The following is an 18,402-nucleotide window of genomic DNA, read 5'->3' on the forward strand; positions in this document are numbered from 1 at the left end:
GTTGGCAATGAAGTACTTGCCATCGGGAGAGGTGTTCAGACCGTGCGGGTTCTTCGGCACAGGAATATAGCGGGTGAATTCGGATTCGCCTCGGCCGTCGACAACCGGCACCTTGGAATCGCCAATGGTCTTGAAGTTGCCGGCTTTTACCGCCGCAGCAATGCGCTCCACATTGAACACAACCACCCAGTCGCGGTCGTTACGCATGGTGCCCGCAAGATCAACGGCACGCTCTGAGTTGTAACAGGTAGAAGCAGCGTACTTGCCGGTGTAGTCGGCATCGGTGTTATCCAGGTTACCGTCAACGATGACCTGCCAGGCCACATCCATGGTTTCTGCGTCGATGGCGGTGAACATGGTGTAGCTGTTGTCCAGGCTGAAATCCGTGCCGTCGTTGGGCTGCGGGATGACAAACTCGGCATTACAGAACACGTAGTTGGTCTTGGGTACTTTCTGCAGGCGCAGACCGTGAATGGCCTGTACGTTCGGGATGTGGGTAATCTTGTCCGTCTTCATGATGTCCAGACGGATACGGGCAACCCGGGTGTTGGCCTTGTCGTTGATGAACAGGTACTTGCCATCGTAACGACCGTCGGTCATGGAAATGTGCGGGTGGTGGCAGTCGCCGTTCAGGTACTGCTGGTCACCGCCCAGGATTTCCTTACTTTCGTTGGTAATCCCCCAACCCGTTGCGGAATCCACGTTGAATACCGGAATACGCATCAGTTCACGCATGGAGGGCACGCCAAGCACACGCACCTCGCCCTGGTGGCCACCACTCCAGAAACCGTAGTACTCATCCAGCTCGCCCGGGGCGACGTGAGCCTTATTGCGGGCTTCTTCCGCAGCCGAAGCCCAGGTCTCACGGGACATGACCGAGGTGCCCAGACCGGTTGCACCAGCGACACCGGCCAGCGCAGCCGCACCCATAAAGCGACGACGGCTCAGACCACCTTCGGAAACCTCCGGCGTGTCCTTGGTCAGATCATCTCTTTTTTTCATAGCATCCAACTCCGTTATTGGTTATGGCGGTTATTGCTTCTCATGACTTTACCGGGGCCTTATGGCTGGCTCCTCGGGACTACTCAGTTCACCTGCACCACCGGAATTTCCTCTGGGTGGCCGGGTGCGTTGTGACCACGGCGCTTGCCACGGCGCTTCACAATCAGCGGCGGGCACTTGTGGTCGTCGAAATAGGTCATCTGACAATCCAGGCAGTAGTGGCACTCCATGTAATTGATGTGTCCATCCGGATGGATCGCCTGGACTTCACATTCCTTGTCGCAGAGACGGCAGGGGTTACCGCATTCCTTGCGACGTTTGAGCCAGTCAAACACCCGCAGTTTGGTGGGCAACGCCAGGGCGGCACCCAGCGGGCACAGGTAGCGGCAGTACACCTTGCGGGTGAAGATATTGACCACCAGCAACAGCACGGCGTAGGTCACAAACGGCCAGGTGCGGTCAAAATGCAGGGTAATAGCGGTCTTGAACGGCTCCACTTCAGCCATGCGCTCGGCGGTGGCCATGGACTCCAGAGAAATACCAAACAGCACCAGCAGGATGATGTACTTGATGGCCCACAGGCGCTCGTGCCAGGCAAAAGGCACGGTGTACTGCGGTACCTTGAGCTTGCGGGCGATTTCATTGATCAGCTCCTGCAGGGCGCCGAACGGGCACAGCCAGCCGCAATACACCGCCCGCCCCCAGAGCAGGACGATGCCGGCCACCACGGCCCAGAGCACGAACATGATCGGATCGATCAGGAAGGTTTCCCATTTGAAGCCGCTGATCAGGCTGTTCACAAACGTCAGCACGTTGACGATGGAAAGCTGACCCAGGGCATACCAGCCGATGAAGAACAGGGTGTAAACCAGGAAGCCGTGGCGAATCCAGCGCATCATTTTCGGCTTCTGTACCAGCCAGTCCTGGAAGAACAGGATGAACAGCAGCACGGCGATACCAAGACCCAACACGGTGATCTGGAACTGTTTCTGGTACCACACCTGAATCCACAGCGGCTGGTTTTCAAGCCACTCTTCGTCGCTCAGAACCGGTTCCGGACGCGTGTAGTACTGGTCTGGCAACTGGTACTCCAGAGGGAACACCTGGAATTCACTGTCCAGCGGGCCGGTCTGGCGCTTGACAGTCAGCTCCAGCGTCCAGGGCGTGCCAGGATCGAAGTTGTACTGCTGGCGCACGATAAAGATCGCCATTTCCGAAAACTCGGGCATACCCTGACCGTAAACGTCGCTGAGCCGATGGAAATCGAGATCCCGGAAGTTGAAGGTGTCGCCAAACTGGCGGATCTGCACCCGGTCAAAAATGCCGCCCCGCACGTAGCCGGAACCTTTAAAGGAGTATTCACCGTTGGCCATCACCGCGATGGCATGTTCCCCGTCCTGGAGTTCAGACATCAGCCACTGGTATTGATTTTCACCCAGAAGGTTGCGACCAATGGTCGGCGCATCCAGATAGGCAGCGTAGAGCTCGATCAGGATGTCATCGCGTTCGCCCGCGTCTGCAGTTTCGATGCCCTCGGCAGGGGTTCCTACAAAAGAGTCGTCGACCTGCCCTTTGGTCAACACCAGGCGGCGAATGGAACCGTCACCGGTCAACTCCTGCCAGGACTTTTCCTGAAACTGTTCCGCGTTCACATTGGCCATGGGCGGCCGGTTGCTTTTGCCACCTTCAATCAACCCAATCTCGACACCCACCCGGTGGGCAGTGCGCATAATGACTTCGTTAATAACCATCACGGTGACCGTAGCGCCGGACAAGCCATCCACCGCCACCTTGCGTTCGGTAGACGTGCCTCCAACGGTCACCCGCTGGTCGGCTTTCAGACCGGTGTACTGGTCAGTGAACTCATGCATCTTGCTTTCGGGGATACCCACCAGCAGGATGGGTTCATCGTGATGTATGACTTTGGCGGCACGAATTTCTCCGGCGGTATCGAGCACCACCATGGCATTCAGGGGTTTGCCGGAATAGGCGGGAGTCTGGACAAAGTCCAGGGACTGGTAGGCGTAGCCTATAAGCTCCTCACCGGAATACACCTGTTGGATGGCTCGGTTGCCTTCCATCGGCTGGAGTTCTGTCGCTTCCGGGAAGGCTTTTTCGATGAGCTGGCGTCCGGCCGGAGGGCTGTATTCCGATAACGGCTGGGCCCAGCTCAGCGAAGCAGCAAGTATCATCAAGATGGATAGCGCACAACGGAGGACGTTTCTCACTACAACTCCCAATACCCCATGGATTACATCAAGGGTCGTTCAATTTTGAGGAAAATCAAATACCTCTTTGAGGATAGTCCTCGGCCAACCAGAGGCGCCTTGAGTTCAGTCAAGGCTAATGGCGTGGCCGGCTTTATTGAGGGGAAGGTAATTGCCCAGATGCCCCATGCGGATGCTTTCCACCATCATGGTCAGGGGTTGCTGGGCCTCATCACTGGAAGGAGCATGGCCGCCACGGCCCGACATGGCCGCGACAAAGACCATGTCCCAGTCCTGGCCTGTCGCGCGGGATTCCTCCGCTAACACATCGAAATAAGGAACCTCATCGGGGGTTTTGTCGACACAGATAACCGGCATCAGTGCGCCACCCTCGCCGCGTTCAAAAGCAGCCCGTTCTGCGGCACTGGCGTCGTCTGGTAATTCGGCTTTGCAAAAAACGAACAGAAAGCGCTGGGGCTCCGGTTCTTTCCGGCTGGCCTGAACAAGATGCTGGTAACTGCTGATCATCACTATCCCCTGATGTTCAAGGCGGTCAAAAAGCCGGGCCCGGAGGCCCGGAGAGGCTATTGGCTGATAGCGATCAGCCGCTGAGGGTCGGAAATAAAGAGCTTGCTGCGATTCACTCTGATCAAACCATTGGATTTGAGATCTGCCAGTATTCTGGAGAAAGTCTCGGGCTGCATGGCCAGGCGTGAAGCCACCAGGCATTTGGGCAACGGCAACTCGACTTCGCCACCTTCCTCCGCGCCGTTCGGCAGCAAATCAATGAGGTAACGAATCAAACGATCCCGGGCATTCTGGACAGTCATGATCTCAAGATCGTGGAATCTGGACACCGCACGCATGGCGTAGTGGCTCAGGGCCGCCTGGGCATACTCGGGATTCCGATCCAGCAATTCCCGATAAGCTTTAACCGGGATCATGAGCACTTCGCTGGACTTCAGGGCCTCTGCGTAGCATGCATACCTGGGCGGATTGGCATAAATCATGACTTCGGCAAAACAGTCCCCGGGTGCAATACTGTCAAGGGTTCGGTCTACGCCGGAGGAATCCAGGCGATACAGACGCAGACGGCCTGAAATCACAAAGAAGAAGTGATGAGCCGGCATATCCTGACGGTAGAGCAGCTGGTGGTGACCGAGTCTCAGCCGGCGCGATTGCTGGATCAGACTATCGAGGTCTTTCGGGCGCAGATTGCAGAACAGGGCATGGCTGCGAAGCGCTTCCAGGCTGTCTTCTTCATCAAGTGGTTTGTTGATGGCGACAAGCACCGGCTTGGTATATCGCTGTTCAGCAGTTTGTGTCATGGCCATGGTTGTACCCTCTCTGCATATTCATGCATTCAAAATCTTATTTTAAATACTAGAAGGATACTGATGAAAAATCGCTCCCCCGATGGGGGTATCCTTGGTGTTATTCCTGGGTAATTGACTTAGCTCAATTATTCGCTTTGCTAACCAAGCAGTCATTGCATCAAAGGCGAATCCGGCAGCTCCAGATCAACGCCCTCCACACCGGTTTCCGCAGCCAATACCTGGAGATATTGCCGGAATGCCCGGCGGGTCACGCTTTCGCTCAGGTACTGGCGAATCTGAGGTTTTACATGTTCATAAGGCAGCAGTTCGCCGTTGATTCGCTGGTCTACTCGAACGATGTGCCAGCCATAGCGGCTTTCGATCAGCTCGGGGTGGAGGCCTTCGTTCAGGCTCAGGACCGGGCGTTCGAATTCTTCGACGGTCTGGCCTTTGCTGATCTGGCCGAGGCTGCCGCCCTGGTGGCGGGATTCGCAGGCGGAATACTGTTTAGCCAATTCGTTAAACTGCGAGCGGCCGTCCAGGAGGGCAGACAGCAGCTGTCGGCCAGCTTCTTCCTGACGCATGCGCTCTTCAATATCATCCGGAGCGGCAGCCAGCAGTATGTGGCTGACGGCCATGATGGTAGGGCTGCAGAAGCGGGCGGGATTGGCGGCGTAGAAGCGTTCGCAGTCCTGTTCGCTCGGGTCTGGCACTTTGAGCTCGAGTTCCAGCACCCGGGCTATCCGGTCTTCTTCGTCTTCGATGCTGTCCAGGTTCAGGCGGCTGGCCTGTTGCAGTAACAATTCACGGATGGCAAGGCTTCTGGCTGCTTCGTGCCAGGCTTCCGCCAGCTCTTCCGCGGGATGGTGCTGCATTTCCCGGGCGATGTCGTCTTCATGGATGAGAGTCTCACCCACATAGACCGGCGGGAACTGGTTTCTGGGTTTGCCGGCTTCGCCGGTGGGGATCAGTTGCATGGTGCGACTCTCCGTCAATCAGTTTGCCAGCCTCCCTCCCGGGACGAGAGGGTGGCTGTATCCGTTCAGGCGCGCTTGCGAACCACCTGGTACTTCCGTCCGAAATACTCCACCGGCACGCTGAGCATGTGCACCAGTCGGGTGAACGGGAAGAGTACGAAGATGGTCAGGCCCAGGAAGATGTGGGTCTTGTAGATCCAGTGCACGTCGGCAATGTAGGCGGCGATGCCAGATCCTTCCAGGGTGAAGACGCCCTGGGCCCAGGCGGAGAACTTGAGCATGGTGCTGCCGTCGAGGTGGCCCATGGTGGGCAGGATGGTGAGCATACCGAGGACCAGCTGAACCACCAGAATGATGATGATCATGTTGTCAGCGAAGGTGCTGCTGGCCTGAACCCGCGGGTCGGTCATACGACGCCAGGCGAGCATGCCGCCACCGATGATGGCCATGACGCCGGCGATACCGCCCACCAGGATCGCCATCACCTGTTTCTGGCCCGGAGTGATGATCCACTCGTAGGCCCAGTGCGGAGTAAGCAGGCCCACCAGGTGGCCGAAGAAGATCACCAGTACGCCGACGTGGAACAGCACGCTGGCCATCACCATGTTTTTCTTGCGCAGCATCTGGCTGGAATGGGCTTTCCAGGTGAACTGGCCATGGTCATAACGCGCCCAGGTACCGACAAACAGTACCAGCAGGGCGATGTAGGGATAGATTCCGAACAAGAGTGTGTTGATATAGGACATTGTCTTTTCCTCCTGCGCCTCAGGCGCGCCCTGCCGGACGGGGCGTTGCGTCCGTCATCAGCTGATCACTCAGGTGAATGGTCTGGGTCTGTTCCAGTTCGCGGCGGCGCTGTCCAACCACGCCACCGGTGCCACAGGAGCTGCCCTGGTCATCCACAAATTTCACCATTTCCTCTTCCCAGACCTTGTCCAGTGCTTCGGGGGTGTCGTCGCGCTCTTCCGAGGCAACGAGCTGCGCCAGTTCCTGGCGGTCGGCCTTGCGGCCGGACAGCACCAGCAGGGAATCCATCGCAACGTGGTAGAGGCTTTCACGCTGGTACAGGCGCTCTCCAAGCAACCCCAGAATGTGGTGAATATCCTCCAGCCAGTTCAGGATTTCCTCCCAGGGGCGGGTGGAGAGGTATTCCAGGAACAGCGGCAGGTAATCCGGCAGTTCTTTGGCATCAATTTCCAGGCCGTTGGCCCGGTATTGCTCCATCAGGTCGACCATGGCCTGGCCGCGGTCGCGGGATTCGCCATGCACGTGCTCGAACAGCAGCAGGGAGGTGGCCCTGCCCCGGTCGAAGGTGCCCACGTAGGCTTCCTGAAGATCCATCAGGTCACCATCGCAAAGGCGATCAATACAGGTCAGCAGTTGTTCCTTGTTTTGCCGCGGCAGCCGGCTGTCCTCCAGGACAGCGGCGACCAGGGCGTCTTTGGATTGCTGCAGTTCTTCGGTGGGGTACTCCAGTACCCGCGCCAGTACTTTCAAAAGTTGCATCGCGGCCTCCTCAGTCCTGCAGCTGCTTCGGGTCAACCTGCTTCACGGTCGCCAGCTTGCTGACCATGCTGGTGGTCTGCTTCTTGCCGCCGAACAGGCTGAAATCGCTGTCACCACCGTTGCAGCCATCGCCGAAGCTGAAGCCACAACCGCCGCGCTCGCCATAAGCGGTCGCATCCGGGAAGGCTTCCTTGGCCAGCTCACGATGACTGGTGGGAATCACGAAACGGTCTTCGTAGTTGGCGATGGCCAGGTAGCGGTACATCTCATCGGCCTGGGCCTTGGTCAGACCACACGCTTCCAGGGCTCGCAGGTCTTCCTTGCCTTCCACGGTTTCGGCGCGCTTGTATAAACGCATGGCCATGATCCGCTTCAGGGCCAGTACGATGGGCTTCTCATCACCGGCGGTCAGCAGGTTCGCCAGGTACTTGACCGGGATCCGCAGGCTCTCGATCTTCGGCAGTACGCCGTCGAACTCAACCTTGCCGGCTTCTGCCGCAGACTGGATCGGGCTCAGGGGCGGCACGTACCAGACCATCGGCAGGGTGCGGTATTCCGGGTGCAGCGGCAGGGCCAGCTTCCAGTCCACCGCCATCTTGTAGACCGGACTCTGCTGGGCAGCTTCGATGACGTTCATCGGGATGCCGTCTTTCTTCGCCTGTTCGATCACTTTCGGGTCGAACGGGTCCAGGAAGATTTCCAGCTGCTTCTCGTACAGCTCGTGCTCGCCCGGGGCGCTGGCCACTTCTTCAATGCGGTCGGCGTCGTAAAGCAGCACGCCCAGGTAGCGAATCCGGCCTACGCAGGTCTCGGAGCACACGGTGGGCATGCCGGCTTCGATACGCGGATAGCAGAAGATGCACTTCTCGGATTTGCCGGTTTTCCAGTTGAAGTAGATCTTCTTGTACGGGCAGCCGGAGACACACATCCGCCAGCCGCGGCACTTGTCCTGGTCGATCAGAACAATGCCGTCTTCTTCCCGCTTGTAGATGGCACCGCTCGGGCAGCTGGCAACACACGCCGGGTTCAGGCAGTGCTCGCACAGGCGCGGCAGGTACATCATGAAGGTGTTTTCGAACTGGCCGTAGATATCCGCCTGCACCTGGTCAAAGTTCTTGTCCTTGCGACGTTTGGCAAACTCGGTGCCCAGGATTTCTTCCCAGTTCGGACCCCATTCGATCTTCTTCATGCGCTGGCCGGAGATCAGCGAACGTGGCCGTGCAACCGGCTGGTGTTTGGTGTCACCGGCAGTGTGCAGGTGCTGATAATCGAAGTCGAACGGCTCGTAGTAGTCGTCGATTTCCGGCAGGTCCGGGTTGGCGAAAATGTTCGCCAGCACCCGGAACTTGCCACCAATGCGGGGGCGGATCTTGCCGGAGCTGTCGCGCATCCAGCCGCCCTTCCACTTATCCTGGTTCTCCCACTCTTTCGGGTAGCCGATACCAGGCTTGGTTTCAACGTTGTTGAACCAGGCGTATTCCATGCCTTCACGGCTTGTCCATACGTTTTTGCAGGTGACGGAACAGGTGTGGCAACCAATGCACTTGTCCAGGTTCAGCACCATGCCGACTTGGGAACGGATTTTCATTTTACAGCCTCCTGAGCATAGTCATTGCCTTCACCGTCGAGCCAGTCCACGTTCTTCATCTTGCGGACCACCACGAACTCGTCCCGGTTGGAACCTACGGTGCCGTAGTAGTTGAAGCCGTAGGAATACTGGGCATAGCCACCAATCATGTGAGTCGGCTTCGGACACACCCGGGTAACCGAGTTGTGAATACCGCCACGGGTACCGGTGATCTCGGAGCCGGGTATGTTCACAATCCGCTCCTGGGCGTGGTACATCATCACCATGCCGGGCATCACCCGCTGACTCACCACCGCACGGGCGGCAATGGCACCGTTGGCGTTAAACAGTTCGATCCAGTCGTTGTCTTCCACGCCTATCTCTTTGGCGTCGTCCTCACTCAACCAGACAATCGGGCCGCCACGGGACAGGGTCAGCATCAACAGGTTGTCACTGTAGGTGCTGTGGATACCCCACTTCTGGTGCGGGGTGATCCAGTTCAGCGCTTTCTCTGGGTTGCCGTTACTGCGCTGGTTGATCATGCTGCCCACGGCCTTGGTGTTGATAGGCGGACGGTACACCAGCAGGCTCTCGCCGAAGGCGCGCATCCACTCATGGTCCTGATAGAACTGCTGACGACCGGTCAGGGTGCGCCAGGGAATCAGCTCGTGCACGTTGGTGTAACCGGCGTTGTAGGACACGTGTTCGTCTTCCAGGCCAGACCAGGTGGGGCTGGAAATGATCTTGCGCGGCTGCGCCACGATGTCCCGGAAGCGGATTTTTTCCTCTTCCTTGTTGGTCGCCAGATGAGTGTGATCCAGGCCGGTGAACTCGGACAGCGCCGCCCAGGCTTTGACCGCCACCTGGCCGTTGGTTTCCGGCGCCAGGGTCAGGATGACCTCAGCAGCATCAATGGCACTCTCGATCTTCGGGCGACCTGCGTTGGCACCCTCAAGGTGGGTGTAGTTCAGGTCCTTCAGGAAGTTAACTTCCTTCTCGGTGTTCCAGTTGATGCCCTTGCCACCATTACCCAGCTTGTCCATCAGCGGACCAAGAGAAGTAAAGCGGGCGTAGGTGTTCGGGTAATCCCGCTCCACCGTGATGAAGTTGGGCGCGGTCTTGCCCGGAATCAGGTCGCATTCGCCTTTTTTCCAGTCTTTCACATCGAACGGCTGGCCCAGCTCCGCCGGCGCGTCGTGCAGCAGAGGCAGGGTAACCACGTCTTTCTCGACACCCAGATGCCCCTCGGCTGCCTTGGAGAAGGACTTGGCAATGCCCTTGTAGATTTCCCAGTCACTGCGCGCTTCCCATGCCGGATCGGTGGCAGCGGTCAGCGGGTGGATGAACGGGTGCATGTCGGAGGTATTCAGGTCGTTCTTCTCATACCAGGTTGCGGTCGGCAGAACGATGTCGGAATACAGACAGGTGGTGGACATGCGGAAGTCCAGAGTCACCAGCAGATCGAGCTTGCCTTCCGGCGCCTGATCCCGCCATTTCACTTCTTCCGGTTTGGCGCCACCCTCGACACCCAGATCCTTGCCCTGCAATCCGTTCTTGGTGCCCAGCAGGTACTTGAGCATGTACTCGTGACCTTTACCTGAGGAGCCCAGCAGGTTGGAGCGCCAGATGAACAGGTTACGCGGGCAGTTTTCCGGCGCTTCCGGATCTTCACTGGCGAAGGCCAGGGAACCGTCTTTCATGGATTTGGCCACGTAATCGGGCACTTCCATACCGGCCTTCTCGGCTTCAGCCGCGATGGTCAGCGGGTTGCGGTTCAGCTGCGGCGCAGACGGCAGCCAGCCCATGCGCTCGGCGCGTACGTTGTAGTCGATCAGACTGCCACCGAATTTGGACTTGTCTGCCAGCGGCGACAGGATTTCATCCACGCCCAGTTTCTCGTAGCGCCACTGGCCGGAGTGAGCATAGAAGAAGGAGGTGGAGTTCATGTGCCGGGGCGGGCGCTGCCAGTCCAGACCAAAGGCCAGCGGCTGCCAGCCGGTCTGCGGGCGCAACTTCTCCTGACCCACGTAGTGGGCCCAGCCACCGCCGCTCTGGCCGATACAGCCACACATAATCAGCATGTTGATCAGGCCGCGGTAGTTCATGTCCATGTGGTACCAGTGGTTCATACCGGCGCCGACGATGACCATGGAGCGGCCCTTGGTCTTGTCAGCGTTGTCCGCGAACTCACGGGCGATGCGGATCACTTTCTCGGCCGGTACGCCGGTGATCTGCTCCTGCCAGGCAGGCGTGTACGGCTTCACTTCGTCATAGGACGTGGCGCCATCGTCCTCGCCCAGGCCACGGCTGATGCCGTAGTTGGCGACCATCAGGTCATAGACGGTGACCACACGGCCTTCGGAGCCGTCCGCCAGCTGAACCTTGCGGGTACCCAGCTTGTGCTTGAGGATGTCCTTGAATTCCACGTGGTTGTAATGGTCGTGTTCGATACCGCCGAAATACGGGAAGGCAACGTCCACGACTTCGTCGTGCTTTTCAACCATGGACAGCTGAAGGTTTACATCAGCGCCTTTGGCGGTTTGCTTCAGGTTCCACTTGCCCTTCTCGCCCCAGCGATAACCAATGGAGCCATTGGGTGCGGTGAGCTCACCGGAGGCTTCGTCAATCGCGATGGTTTTCCATTCGGGGTTGTTCTCTTCACCCAGTCCGTCCACCAGGTCGCTGGCGCGCAGGAAGCGGCCCGGCACGTAGCTGCCGTCATCCTTCTGTTCCAGCATGACCAGGTAGGGCATGTCGGTGTAACGGCGCACGTAGTCGGTGAAGTACTCGCTGGGCTTGTCGACGTGGAACTCTTTGAGGATCACGTGGCCCATGGCCATGCCCAGAGCGGCGTCGGTACCCTGCTTCGGGTTCAGCCACTCGTCAGACAGCTTGGATACTTCCGCATAGTCCGGGGTAATGGCAACGGTCTTGGTGCCCTTGTAGCGCACTTCGGTGAAGAAGTGGGCATCCGGGGTACGGGTCTGGGGTACGTTGGAGCCCCAGGCAATGATGTAGCCGGAGTTGTACCAGTCGGCGGATTCCGGCACGTCGGTCTGCTCACCCCAGGTTTGCGGAGAGGCGGGCGGCAGGTCGCAGTACCAGTCGTAGAAGCTCATGCACACGCCACCGATCATGGACAGGTATCGGCTGCCCGCGGCGTAGGAGACCATGGACATGGCGGGAATCGGAGAGAAACCGATGATACGGTCCGGCCCGAATTTCTTGGCGGTGTAGACGTTCGAGGCGGCAATCAGTTCGTTGACTTCGTCCCAGCTGGAACGGACAAAACCGCCCATACCGCGGCGAGGCTTGTACTCGGCGGTCTTGGCGGGATCTTCAACAATAGAGGCCCAGGCTTCCACCGGGTCGTTGAACTGGATACGGGCAGCACGCCAGAGCTTCATCAGGCTCTTGCGCATCAGCGGGTATTTCAGGCGATTGGCACTGTACATGTACCAGGAGTAGCTGGCGCCACGAGGGCAACCACGGGGCTCGTGGTTGGGCAGATCCGGGCGGGTGCGGGGATAATCGGTTTGCTGGGTTTCCCAGGTAACCAGCCCGTTCTTCACGTAGATTTTCCAGCTGCAGGAGCCGGTGCAGTTCACGCCATGGGTGGAGCGCACGATCTTGTCATGCTGCCAGCGCTGGCGGTAGCTGTTCTCCCAGTCGCGGTTCACTTCGTGGGTTTCACCGTGACCGTTGGAGAACGATTCGCGGTTCTTCCTGAAGTAATTCAACTTGTCGATCAAATGACTCATGGTCTCTCTCTCCATCAACCCGTTTGCCGGATCGTTGTTCCGAATGGAGACCATTGTGTGGGATCAAACCCCTGAAATCTGCGTGGTTACTACCACATAACCCGGGTGTACCACCCTGTGGGTAGGCGACCTATAACCCGGGTTGGAGAAGCATCTTTCGCTCCTCTCTGCGGGCATGTCGGGAGAAAAGCAGCAGGCTGACACTCAGCAACAGGAAGAGAATCATGAATACGGCCGTACGCACGCCCAGCCAAAGGTTCAAGCCACCAAACGCAACTGGCAGGACAAACGCAACGGCACAGGCGCTGACCAGCAATACACCGGCAAACAGGGACGCTTCCTGTCGATTGGCCAGAATCACCATACGCTGAAGGGACCCCATAGCGGTGCCCATGGCCACCCCCAGAATCACGACCAACGCGCTTTCAAGCACAACTGGCAGAGCAAACTCCACAACCAGCTCCTCTTCCACGCCGGTAATGAACAAAGTCATGGGGGGATAGGACAACACCACGAGTGCCATCAGACAACCCGCCAGTGCCCGCGTCGCAACCCGGGCGGAACCAAAATGATCTGACAAGCCTCCACCGGCCACCTGAGCCACCGCACCGGGAATGACAAACCATTGCGCCAGGCGGGCCCCGGAATCCAGCGTGAGCCCAAACTGGCCTGAAAGGAAATCAGGAAGCCACAACGCCAGTGCAAAAAAACTGCCGGCGACTACACCAAAATACAGACATAAAGGGAGGTTCCGACCCTGCCGGATCACCCCGAGAATTTCTCTGACCGATCGTTCACGGCTTTCGTCCTCCTCACCCGTGGCATCGGTCAGCATGATCAATAGCGCGATCACCAGGAGCAGAGTAATAAGATAAGCCAGGGGCACGCCTTGCCAGGAGAATGCCTCATGAAACAGCGGTACCAGATAATAATTGAAACCCGCTCCGGTTACCCCGGAGCCAAATACTCCAAGTACCAGGCCCAGCCGCCGGGTCTGGCAATGGCTGATCACAAACTGCAGGCCGGCGCCGTAGAAACCGCCTGCCAGCCCCAGTCCGGCAGCGGCAATAAGGTAGCCAGCGTAGGTGTTTGTCAGCAGCAGTATCCCCATGCACACTGCAAGACCGCACAGACACAACAGCATGACTTCTCGGGCACCATATCGCTGCGCCGCAAGCCCGGCAGGAATGGCAAGTATGGCGCTGACCGCCATGGGCATGGCCAGCAAAACTCCAAACTGTAAACTGCTCAGGCCCAGGTCGGCTCGGAGATGAACCCCAGCGACCGCGAACAGCGTCCAGCAACCGGCCGCCACGACAAAACCAGTCAGCGCCAGTGGTAACACCACTGCCAGAGACGCCAGCCTGTCTTCATCCCGTTCCGATTGCATTCCACGCCCCCTCAATCCCATTCTTTAGTCTCGACTTTTGCTTGAACAAGGGTCAAAGGCTATGATGGGTTATAAACCATTGGGGTAATTGACTATCCTCAAGGAGGTATCACGGCGGCGCGTTTTCCACGATAATTTTGCTGCCTGTCACTATCCACATTCCTTGAGCCTTGAAGCTATCCATGACCTCCAGAAGCCCGCTAGTAAACCGACTGGCTGTTGTAATAGGCGCCATCGTGCTGACGGCCATTGTCAGCATGGCCACCACTCTGGCTGTATCCAACAGCATTGAGGGCAATGCTACTGCTATCAATCTTGCAGGCTCGCTGCGCATGGGAGCCTTTCAACTGGCGGCAAGATCGGCCTCTGAAGATCCCGTGGAAAACACTGACACCCTTGATCAACGCATTGAGGAGTACGAGGACAGGCTCAGGGATCCCGCCATCATCCGTTCCATTCCCCGCACCGATGATCACCCCCTCGTCGAACAATATAAGACCGTGGAATATGGCTGGGCCAATCAGCTCAGGCCGTCACTGGAGAGCCACCAGACTGGCGCCCCCCTGTCCACCGATATGATCATGGCAGTGGAGAATTACACGATAGAAGTGGATCGATTGGTCTCCATGCTGGAACAACGCACCGAGGCCAGGATCGACCTGCTGCACCTTATCCAGATCATCAGCATGGTGTTCTCGGTATTGATTGTGCTCGCCCTGTTTCTGGACCTCAAAAACCGGATTCTCAGGCCCCTGCGAAAACTGGTGAGCATTGCCACCGCCGTGGGCGAACAGGATTTCAGCCACAAAGCCAACCTCAAAGGTTCCGATGAACTGGCACAACTGGGGCAGGCCTTCGACCAGATGACCAGTGAACTGGCGCTGACCTACTACGAGCTTGAAAGCCGGGCCCGGCAGAAAACCGAAGAACTTGAAATCAGCCACGCGGCTCTGCAGGTAATGCATTCCGCCAGCCGAGGGCTGTTCGCCAATCATGATCTGTGCAGTGGCGCCATCCCGATGCTGCAGGATCTGGAGCAGCTGCTGGGCATCGGCCCCATCCGCCTGTTCCTGCATGACAAGGAATCGGCAGAACCGGTAGAGGCCATTACCACCGCCACACCCAAACGCCCCTTCTATTGCCGGGATCACCATTGCAATGCCTGTCTGGTAACCCCGGAGGTCTATGATGAGATGCCGCTGGAAAATAATGACGGCCGGCGGCTGTTGCTGCCCATCCGCACTCCCGGGCAGTTGCTGGGCACCCTGGAGGTCTGGTATCCGGCTGAGAAAGGATTACCGGAGACCTCCCGCCGCCTGCTGGAAACCCTCACCGACCAGTTGGCAACTGCCATTTTCCTGGAAAAACAGATCACCGAAGAACAACAGCTGACGCTGGCAGAAGAGCGCACGGTGATTGCCCGGGAGCTACACGATTCCCTGGCACAATCGCTCTCGTACCTGAAAATGCAGGTGACCCGTCTGCGCCGGCTGAACATTGATGGCGAGCAGAAGCCCATCCACGACGACATCCTGGATGAACTGAGCACTGGCCTGAACAGCGCCTACCGCCAGCTGCGGGAACTGCTGGCCACCTTCCGGCTGAAACTGGATACGCCGGATCTGGCGACTGCGCTGCGCAAAACCATCGACGAATTCTCAGAGCGCCTCGGTAAACCGGTAGCGTTTGAATACAACCTGCCGCCGCAGACGCTGTCGCCCAATGAGGAAATCCACACCCTGCAGATCATTCGTGAAGGGCTGGCCAATGCGGTCAAACACGCCGATGCCACTGACATAGCGGTCAAAGTAGTGTTCGATTCACCACAAGTGCGGGCCAGCATACAGGACAATGGTAAAGGCCTGCCCGGCGGCGACCAGCCCGTGAACCACTATGGCCTGATTATTATGCAGGACCGTGCCCGCACACTCGGCGGCAAGGTTAATGTGCGAAACAGGGATGAAGGCGGCGTGGAAGTCGCGCTAACATTCGTACCCAAGAGCCGCAACCTGATTCCAACGGAAACTACGCCGGCCTGAGCCGAGCGCAGGACAAAAGAGAGAAACAATGTCTGAGACACCCGCAAGCATTCTGTTGATCGACGACCACCCGCTGCTGCGCCAGGGCATCAAACAGCTGATCGGCATGGAAGACGACATGGAAGTGATCGGCGAAGCCAGCAATGCCGCCGATGGCATCCGTCTGGCCACCGAGCTGGAGCCGGACCTGATCCTGATGGACCTGAACATGCCGGAAATGGACGGCATCGAAGCCCTGAGAAAGCTCAGGGAACAGAATGTCAGCTCGCGCATCGTTATGTTTACTGTCTCAGACCAGGAAGACGATGTGGTCGCGGCATTGCGGGCGGGCGCCGACGGTTACCTGCTCAAAGACATGGAGCCCGAGGACATGATCGCCCAGTTGCACCAGGCGGCGGTGGGCAAGATGGTGATCAGTGACCGCCTCACGACCCTGCTGGCTGAAGCCCTGCGTTCCAACAAACCGCAGCAGACCAGCCGTCCCGACTTCGACAGCCTGACGCCGCGGGAGAAAGATATTCTCCGGCTGATTGCCGAAGGCCTGTCCAACAAGATGATCGGGCGTAAACTCGACATCAGTGACGGCACTGTCAAGGTCCACGTCAAGCACCTGCTGAAAAAGCTGAACCTGCGCTCGCGGGTGGAAGTGGCCGTCTGGGCAGTCGAGGAAGGTCTGCACAAGGGCTGACTGTTCATTCCCCTGAGTTATATCAAATCCGTTTATTGCGGTTTGAGGTAGGCTCTCCCTATCTGTTTCATGATTCCAGGAGAGCCTGCCATGCTGCCTACCCTGCCCAGTTTCGGCAAATTGCCCACACCACCCGGGTTCGCGCAGCTGCAACGCCTGAGCAGCCAACTCCAGCACAATCCCCTTGCGGGCCAGACCATAGCCCTCATCCAGGAGCATGCCCCTTCACCGGTGCCACTCCTGAACGGCATTGATCAGCGCATTCCCCTCCCCCTAAAACAACTGGCAGCGGAAGCACCCCTCAACCGGCTTTTCTCGGACGCCATTGCAGAAGGTGAATTCGACGATTTCGAGGGACGTCGAATCCGCCTCGAAATCAATGGCGGCCAGCCAGGCATTACCCTCGGTTACTGGGCCGGGCGCCTGCGGGTGCTGAACGGACCCGGTGAAGCCACCATCCGGGGGTCCGTTGGTGCATTCCGTACATTGGCGGAGCGAAAGCAAGACCCCGATCAGTTGTTCTTCCAGCGCCGGCTGGTTATCGAGGGGGATACTGAACTGGGGCTGGCCCTGAAAAACCTGCTCGACAGCCTGGACTGGCATCTGCGGCTCAGGGATTTTCTGAAACCCTGGTAAGCGCCCATTCCGGGAACGTTCTCCAACGGTTAATCCAGGCAGGGATCAGGGTCGCTTCAATGGGCGGAGACATAGCAAATCCCTGAGCGCATTCGCACCCGAGGCTCAACAGAATCTCACCTTGCCTGACACTTTCCACGCCCTCCGCAACCACCTGCTTCCCGAAAACCCGCGACAGACCGATCACCCCCTGAAGAATCGACAGGTTTTCACCGTTATCCTCAATGCCGGATACAAACTCCCGGTCAACCTTCAGGGTATTAACCGGGAGGCGCTTGAGATAAGACAACGATGAGTAACCCGTACCAAAGTCATCCAGGGAGAAGGTCACCCCAAGCTCACAGCAATCCGCAATGGTCTGTACGGCTTTATCCAAATCCCCAAGTGCAGCGGTTTCCAGGATTTCCAGATCTAGCCTGACAGGGTCAACCCCCGGAAAGGCCGACAGGATTTTGGTCAGATGCCCGGCAAAGTTATCAGACTGAAGATGGTTGGCAGCAATGTTAACGCTGACATTGACCCTGACACCCTCTTGCTCCCAGCGCTGTATCTGCATCAGAGAGTTTCTCAACACCCATTCACCAACCTGAATATTCAGCGTGTGATGCTCAATGGCGGGCAGGAAGTAACTCGGAGGGAGCAGCCCTTCCTGCGGATGTTGCCAGCGGATCAGCGCTTCAACGCCCAAAACCTCTCCAGTCCGAAGATTCACCTTTGGTTGAAAATAAAGCCGGAACTCATCCTGGTTGAGCCCCCTGCGGATGTCCTCCAGTAACAACTGACGGGCTCGATACTGGCTCCGCTCGCCGGCATCAAGATACAGCCAGCCACTGCGCATCTCATGTTTTGCCCGATACAGGGTATTATCCGCCTGCCTCAGCAAACTGTCTGCATCCTCAACGGCGCCATCCGGAAACAGGACAACACCAGCCGTAAACCCCGCAGAAACCTCAACGCCGTCGAGTTCAAAAGGCTGACGGGCCGTCAAACGCAGAGCTTCCAACCGCGACTCAGCGTGGCTGGCATCCGGCAGCAACAATGCAAACTCATCACCACCTGTCCGTGCCAGGCAGGCATCCGCCGGGATCGCATCCAGCCACCGTCGGGACAGCAAGCCGAGCAGTCGGTCTGCGGCCTCTTCTCCGAGACAGTCGTTGAGATCCTTGAAGTTATCAAGATCAATAGACACCAGGGCTGCCGAGTTCTCAGCTCTCACTTCATCGGCAAGGTATTCACGAATTCGGCGGACGATGCCGTTTCGGTTCCAGAGGCCAGTCAAGGCATCGGTGTAAGCGAGCGTTTCCAGATGGTGC

14 protein-coding genes are annotated in these 18,402 nt (G+C 58.0%); 3 read left to right on the forward strand and 11 right to left on the reverse strand.

All coding sequences use genetic code 11. From position 1 onward, the window contains the following. The 10 genes from B3Y70_RS08055 to B3Y70_RS08100 form a co-directional block, all read right to left on the reverse strand. Positions 1-1,002: twin-arginine translocation signal domain-containing protein (locus tag B3Y70_RS08055; protein ID WP_288589586.1), on the reverse strand; the 1,002-nt coding region annotated here is incomplete at its 3' end. Between the two features lie 83 nt (positions 1,003-1,085). Beyond that, positions 1,086-3,194, reverse strand: a complete 2,109-nt coding sequence (gene nosR, locus B3Y70_RS08060; protein ID WP_278350473.1) for a transcriptional regulator NosR — start codon at positions 3,192-3,194, stop codon at positions 1,086-1,088. Positions 3,195-3,335: 141 nt separating this feature from the next. After that, positions 3,336-3,737: a ribonucleotide reductase subunit alpha gene (locus tag B3Y70_RS08065; protein ID WP_153740668.1), complete on the reverse strand. Its 402-nt coding sequence runs from the start codon at positions 3,735-3,737 to the stop codon at positions 3,336-3,338. A 56-nt stretch (positions 3,738-3,793) separates the two neighbouring features. Continuing rightward, positions 3,794-4,543, reverse strand: coding sequence for a Crp/Fnr family transcriptional regulator (locus B3Y70_RS08070; protein WP_014422450.1), 750 nt, complete (start codon positions 4,541-4,543; stop codon positions 3,794-3,796). 152 nt (positions 4,544-4,695) lie between these two features. Then, the gene (locus B3Y70_RS08075) at positions 4,696-5,502 is read right to left on the reverse strand and encodes a peptidylprolyl isomerase (RefSeq protein ID WP_273031093.1); all 807 of its coding nucleotides are present in this window, start codon (positions 5,500-5,502) and stop codon (positions 4,696-4,698) included. 65 nt (positions 5,503-5,567) lie between these two features. Then, positions 5,568-6,248 carry a respiratory nitrate reductase subunit gamma gene (gene narI / locus B3Y70_RS08080; RefSeq protein WP_014422452.1) on the reverse strand — a complete coding sequence of 227 codons (681 nt, stop codon included), beginning with the start codon at positions 6,246-6,248 and terminating at the stop codon, positions 5,568-5,570. A gap of 19 nt (positions 6,249-6,267) precedes the next feature. After that, positions 6,268-7,008, reverse strand: coding sequence for a nitrate reductase molybdenum cofactor assembly chaperone (narJ, locus tag B3Y70_RS08085; protein WP_183576818.1), 741 nt, complete (start codon positions 7,006-7,008; stop codon positions 6,268-6,270). Positions 7,009-7,018: 10 nt separating this feature from the next. Continuing rightward, a complete protein-coding gene (narH, locus tag B3Y70_RS08090) occupies positions 7,019-8,596 on the reverse strand; it encodes a nitrate reductase subunit beta (protein WP_014422454.1) in 1,578 nt (525 codons plus the stop codon). Beyond that, positions 8,593-12,336: a nitrate reductase subunit alpha gene (locus B3Y70_RS08095; protein WP_288589588.1), complete on the reverse strand. Its 3,744-nt coding sequence runs from the start codon at positions 12,334-12,336 to the stop codon at positions 8,593-8,595. The genes narH and B3Y70_RS08095 overlap by 4 nt, the downstream gene beginning before the upstream one ends. 130 nt (positions 12,337-12,466) lie before the next feature. Next, complete coding sequence (locus B3Y70_RS08100) at positions 12,467-13,726, reverse strand: MFS transporter (RefSeq protein WP_286895445.1); 1,260 nt, start codon at positions 13,724-13,726, stop codon at positions 12,467-12,469. 182 nt (positions 13,727-13,908) lie between these two features. On the opposite strand from B3Y70_RS08100, the gene B3Y70_RS08105 reads away from it, so the two are divergent. The 3 genes from B3Y70_RS08105 to ubiT all read left to right on the forward strand — a co-directional run bounded on the left by B3Y70_RS08105 (position 13,909) and on the right by ubiT (position 17,089). Then, a complete protein-coding gene (locus B3Y70_RS08105) occupies positions 13,909-15,765 on the forward strand; it encodes a histidine kinase (protein WP_288589589.1) in 1,857 nt (618 codons plus the stop codon). A 28-nt stretch (positions 15,766-15,793) separates the two neighbouring features. After that, complete coding sequence (narL, locus tag B3Y70_RS08110) at positions 15,794-16,453, forward strand: two-component system response regulator NarL (RefSeq protein WP_011786531.1); 660 nt, start codon at positions 15,794-15,796, stop codon at positions 16,451-16,453. 90 nt (positions 16,454-16,543) lie between these two features. Next, positions 16,544-17,089 (forward strand): ubiquinone anaerobic biosynthesis accessory factor UbiT, encoded by a 546-nt coding sequence (ubiT, locus tag B3Y70_RS08115; RefSeq protein ID WP_288589591.1) that lies wholly within the window; start codon positions 16,544-16,546, stop codon positions 17,087-17,089. Here the strand turns inward: ubiT and B3Y70_RS08120 are convergent. Then, positions 17,064-18,402 (reverse strand): putative bifunctional diguanylate cyclase/phosphodiesterase (locus B3Y70_RS08120; RefSeq protein WP_288589592.1); only part of this gene is annotated, 1,339 nt, incomplete at its 5' end. The genes ubiT and B3Y70_RS08120 overlap by 26 nt on opposite strands.

Origin of the sequence: Marinobacter sp. UBA5687, from assembly GCF_002420325.1 — a bacterium.
In the GTDB taxonomy this organism is placed as follows: domain Bacteria; phylum Pseudomonadota; class Gammaproteobacteria; order Pseudomonadales; family Oleiphilaceae; genus Marinobacter; species Marinobacter nauticus.

What these genes read in the sequence shown, in the direction of transcription:
- narL (WP_011786531.1), top strand. Translation starts at nt 15,794, where the DNA reads ATGTCTGAGACACCCGCAAGCATTCTGTTGATCGACGACCACCCGCTG.
- B3Y70_RS08075 (WP_273031093.1), bottom strand. Translation starts at nt 5,502, where the DNA reads ATGCAACTGATCCCCACCGGCGAAGCCGGCAAACCCAGAAACCAGTTC.
- B3Y70_RS08070 (WP_014422450.1), bottom strand. Translation starts at nt 4,543, where the DNA reads ATGGCCATGACACAAACTGCTGAACAGCGATATACCAAGCCGGTGCTT.
- B3Y70_RS08105 (WP_288589589.1), top strand. Translation starts at nt 13,909, where the DNA reads ATGACCTCCAGAAGCCCGCTAGTAAACCGACTGGCTGTTGTAATAGGC.
- ubiT (WP_288589591.1), top strand. Translation starts at nt 16,544, where the DNA reads ATGCTGCCTACCCTGCCCAGTTTCGGCAAATTGCCCACACCACCCGGG.
- B3Y70_RS08065 (WP_153740668.1), bottom strand. Translation starts at nt 3,737, where the DNA reads ATGATCAGCAGTTACCAGCATCTTGTTCAGGCCAGCCGGAAAGAACCG.
- B3Y70_RS08100 (WP_286895445.1), bottom strand. Translation starts at nt 13,726, where the DNA reads ATGCAATCGGAACGGGATGAAGACAGGCTGGCGTCTCTGGCAGTGGTG.
- nosR (WP_278350473.1), bottom strand. Translation starts at nt 3,194, where the DNA reads ATGATACTTGCTGCTTCGCTGAGCTGGGCCCAGCCGTTATCGGAATAC.
- narI (WP_014422452.1), bottom strand. Translation starts at nt 6,248, where the DNA reads ATGTCCTATATCAACACACTCTTGTTCGGAATCTATCCCTACATCGCC.
- narH (WP_014422454.1), bottom strand. Translation starts at nt 8,596, where the DNA reads ATGAAAATCCGTTCCCAAGTCGGCATGGTGCTGAACCTGGACAAGTGC.
- narJ (WP_183576818.1), bottom strand. Translation starts at nt 7,008, where the DNA reads ATGCAACTTTTGAAAGTACTGGCGCGGGTACTGGAGTACCCCACCGAA.
- B3Y70_RS08095 (WP_288589588.1), bottom strand. Translation starts at nt 12,336, where the DNA reads ATGAGTCATTTGATCGACAAGTTGAATTACTTCAGGAAGAACCGCGAA.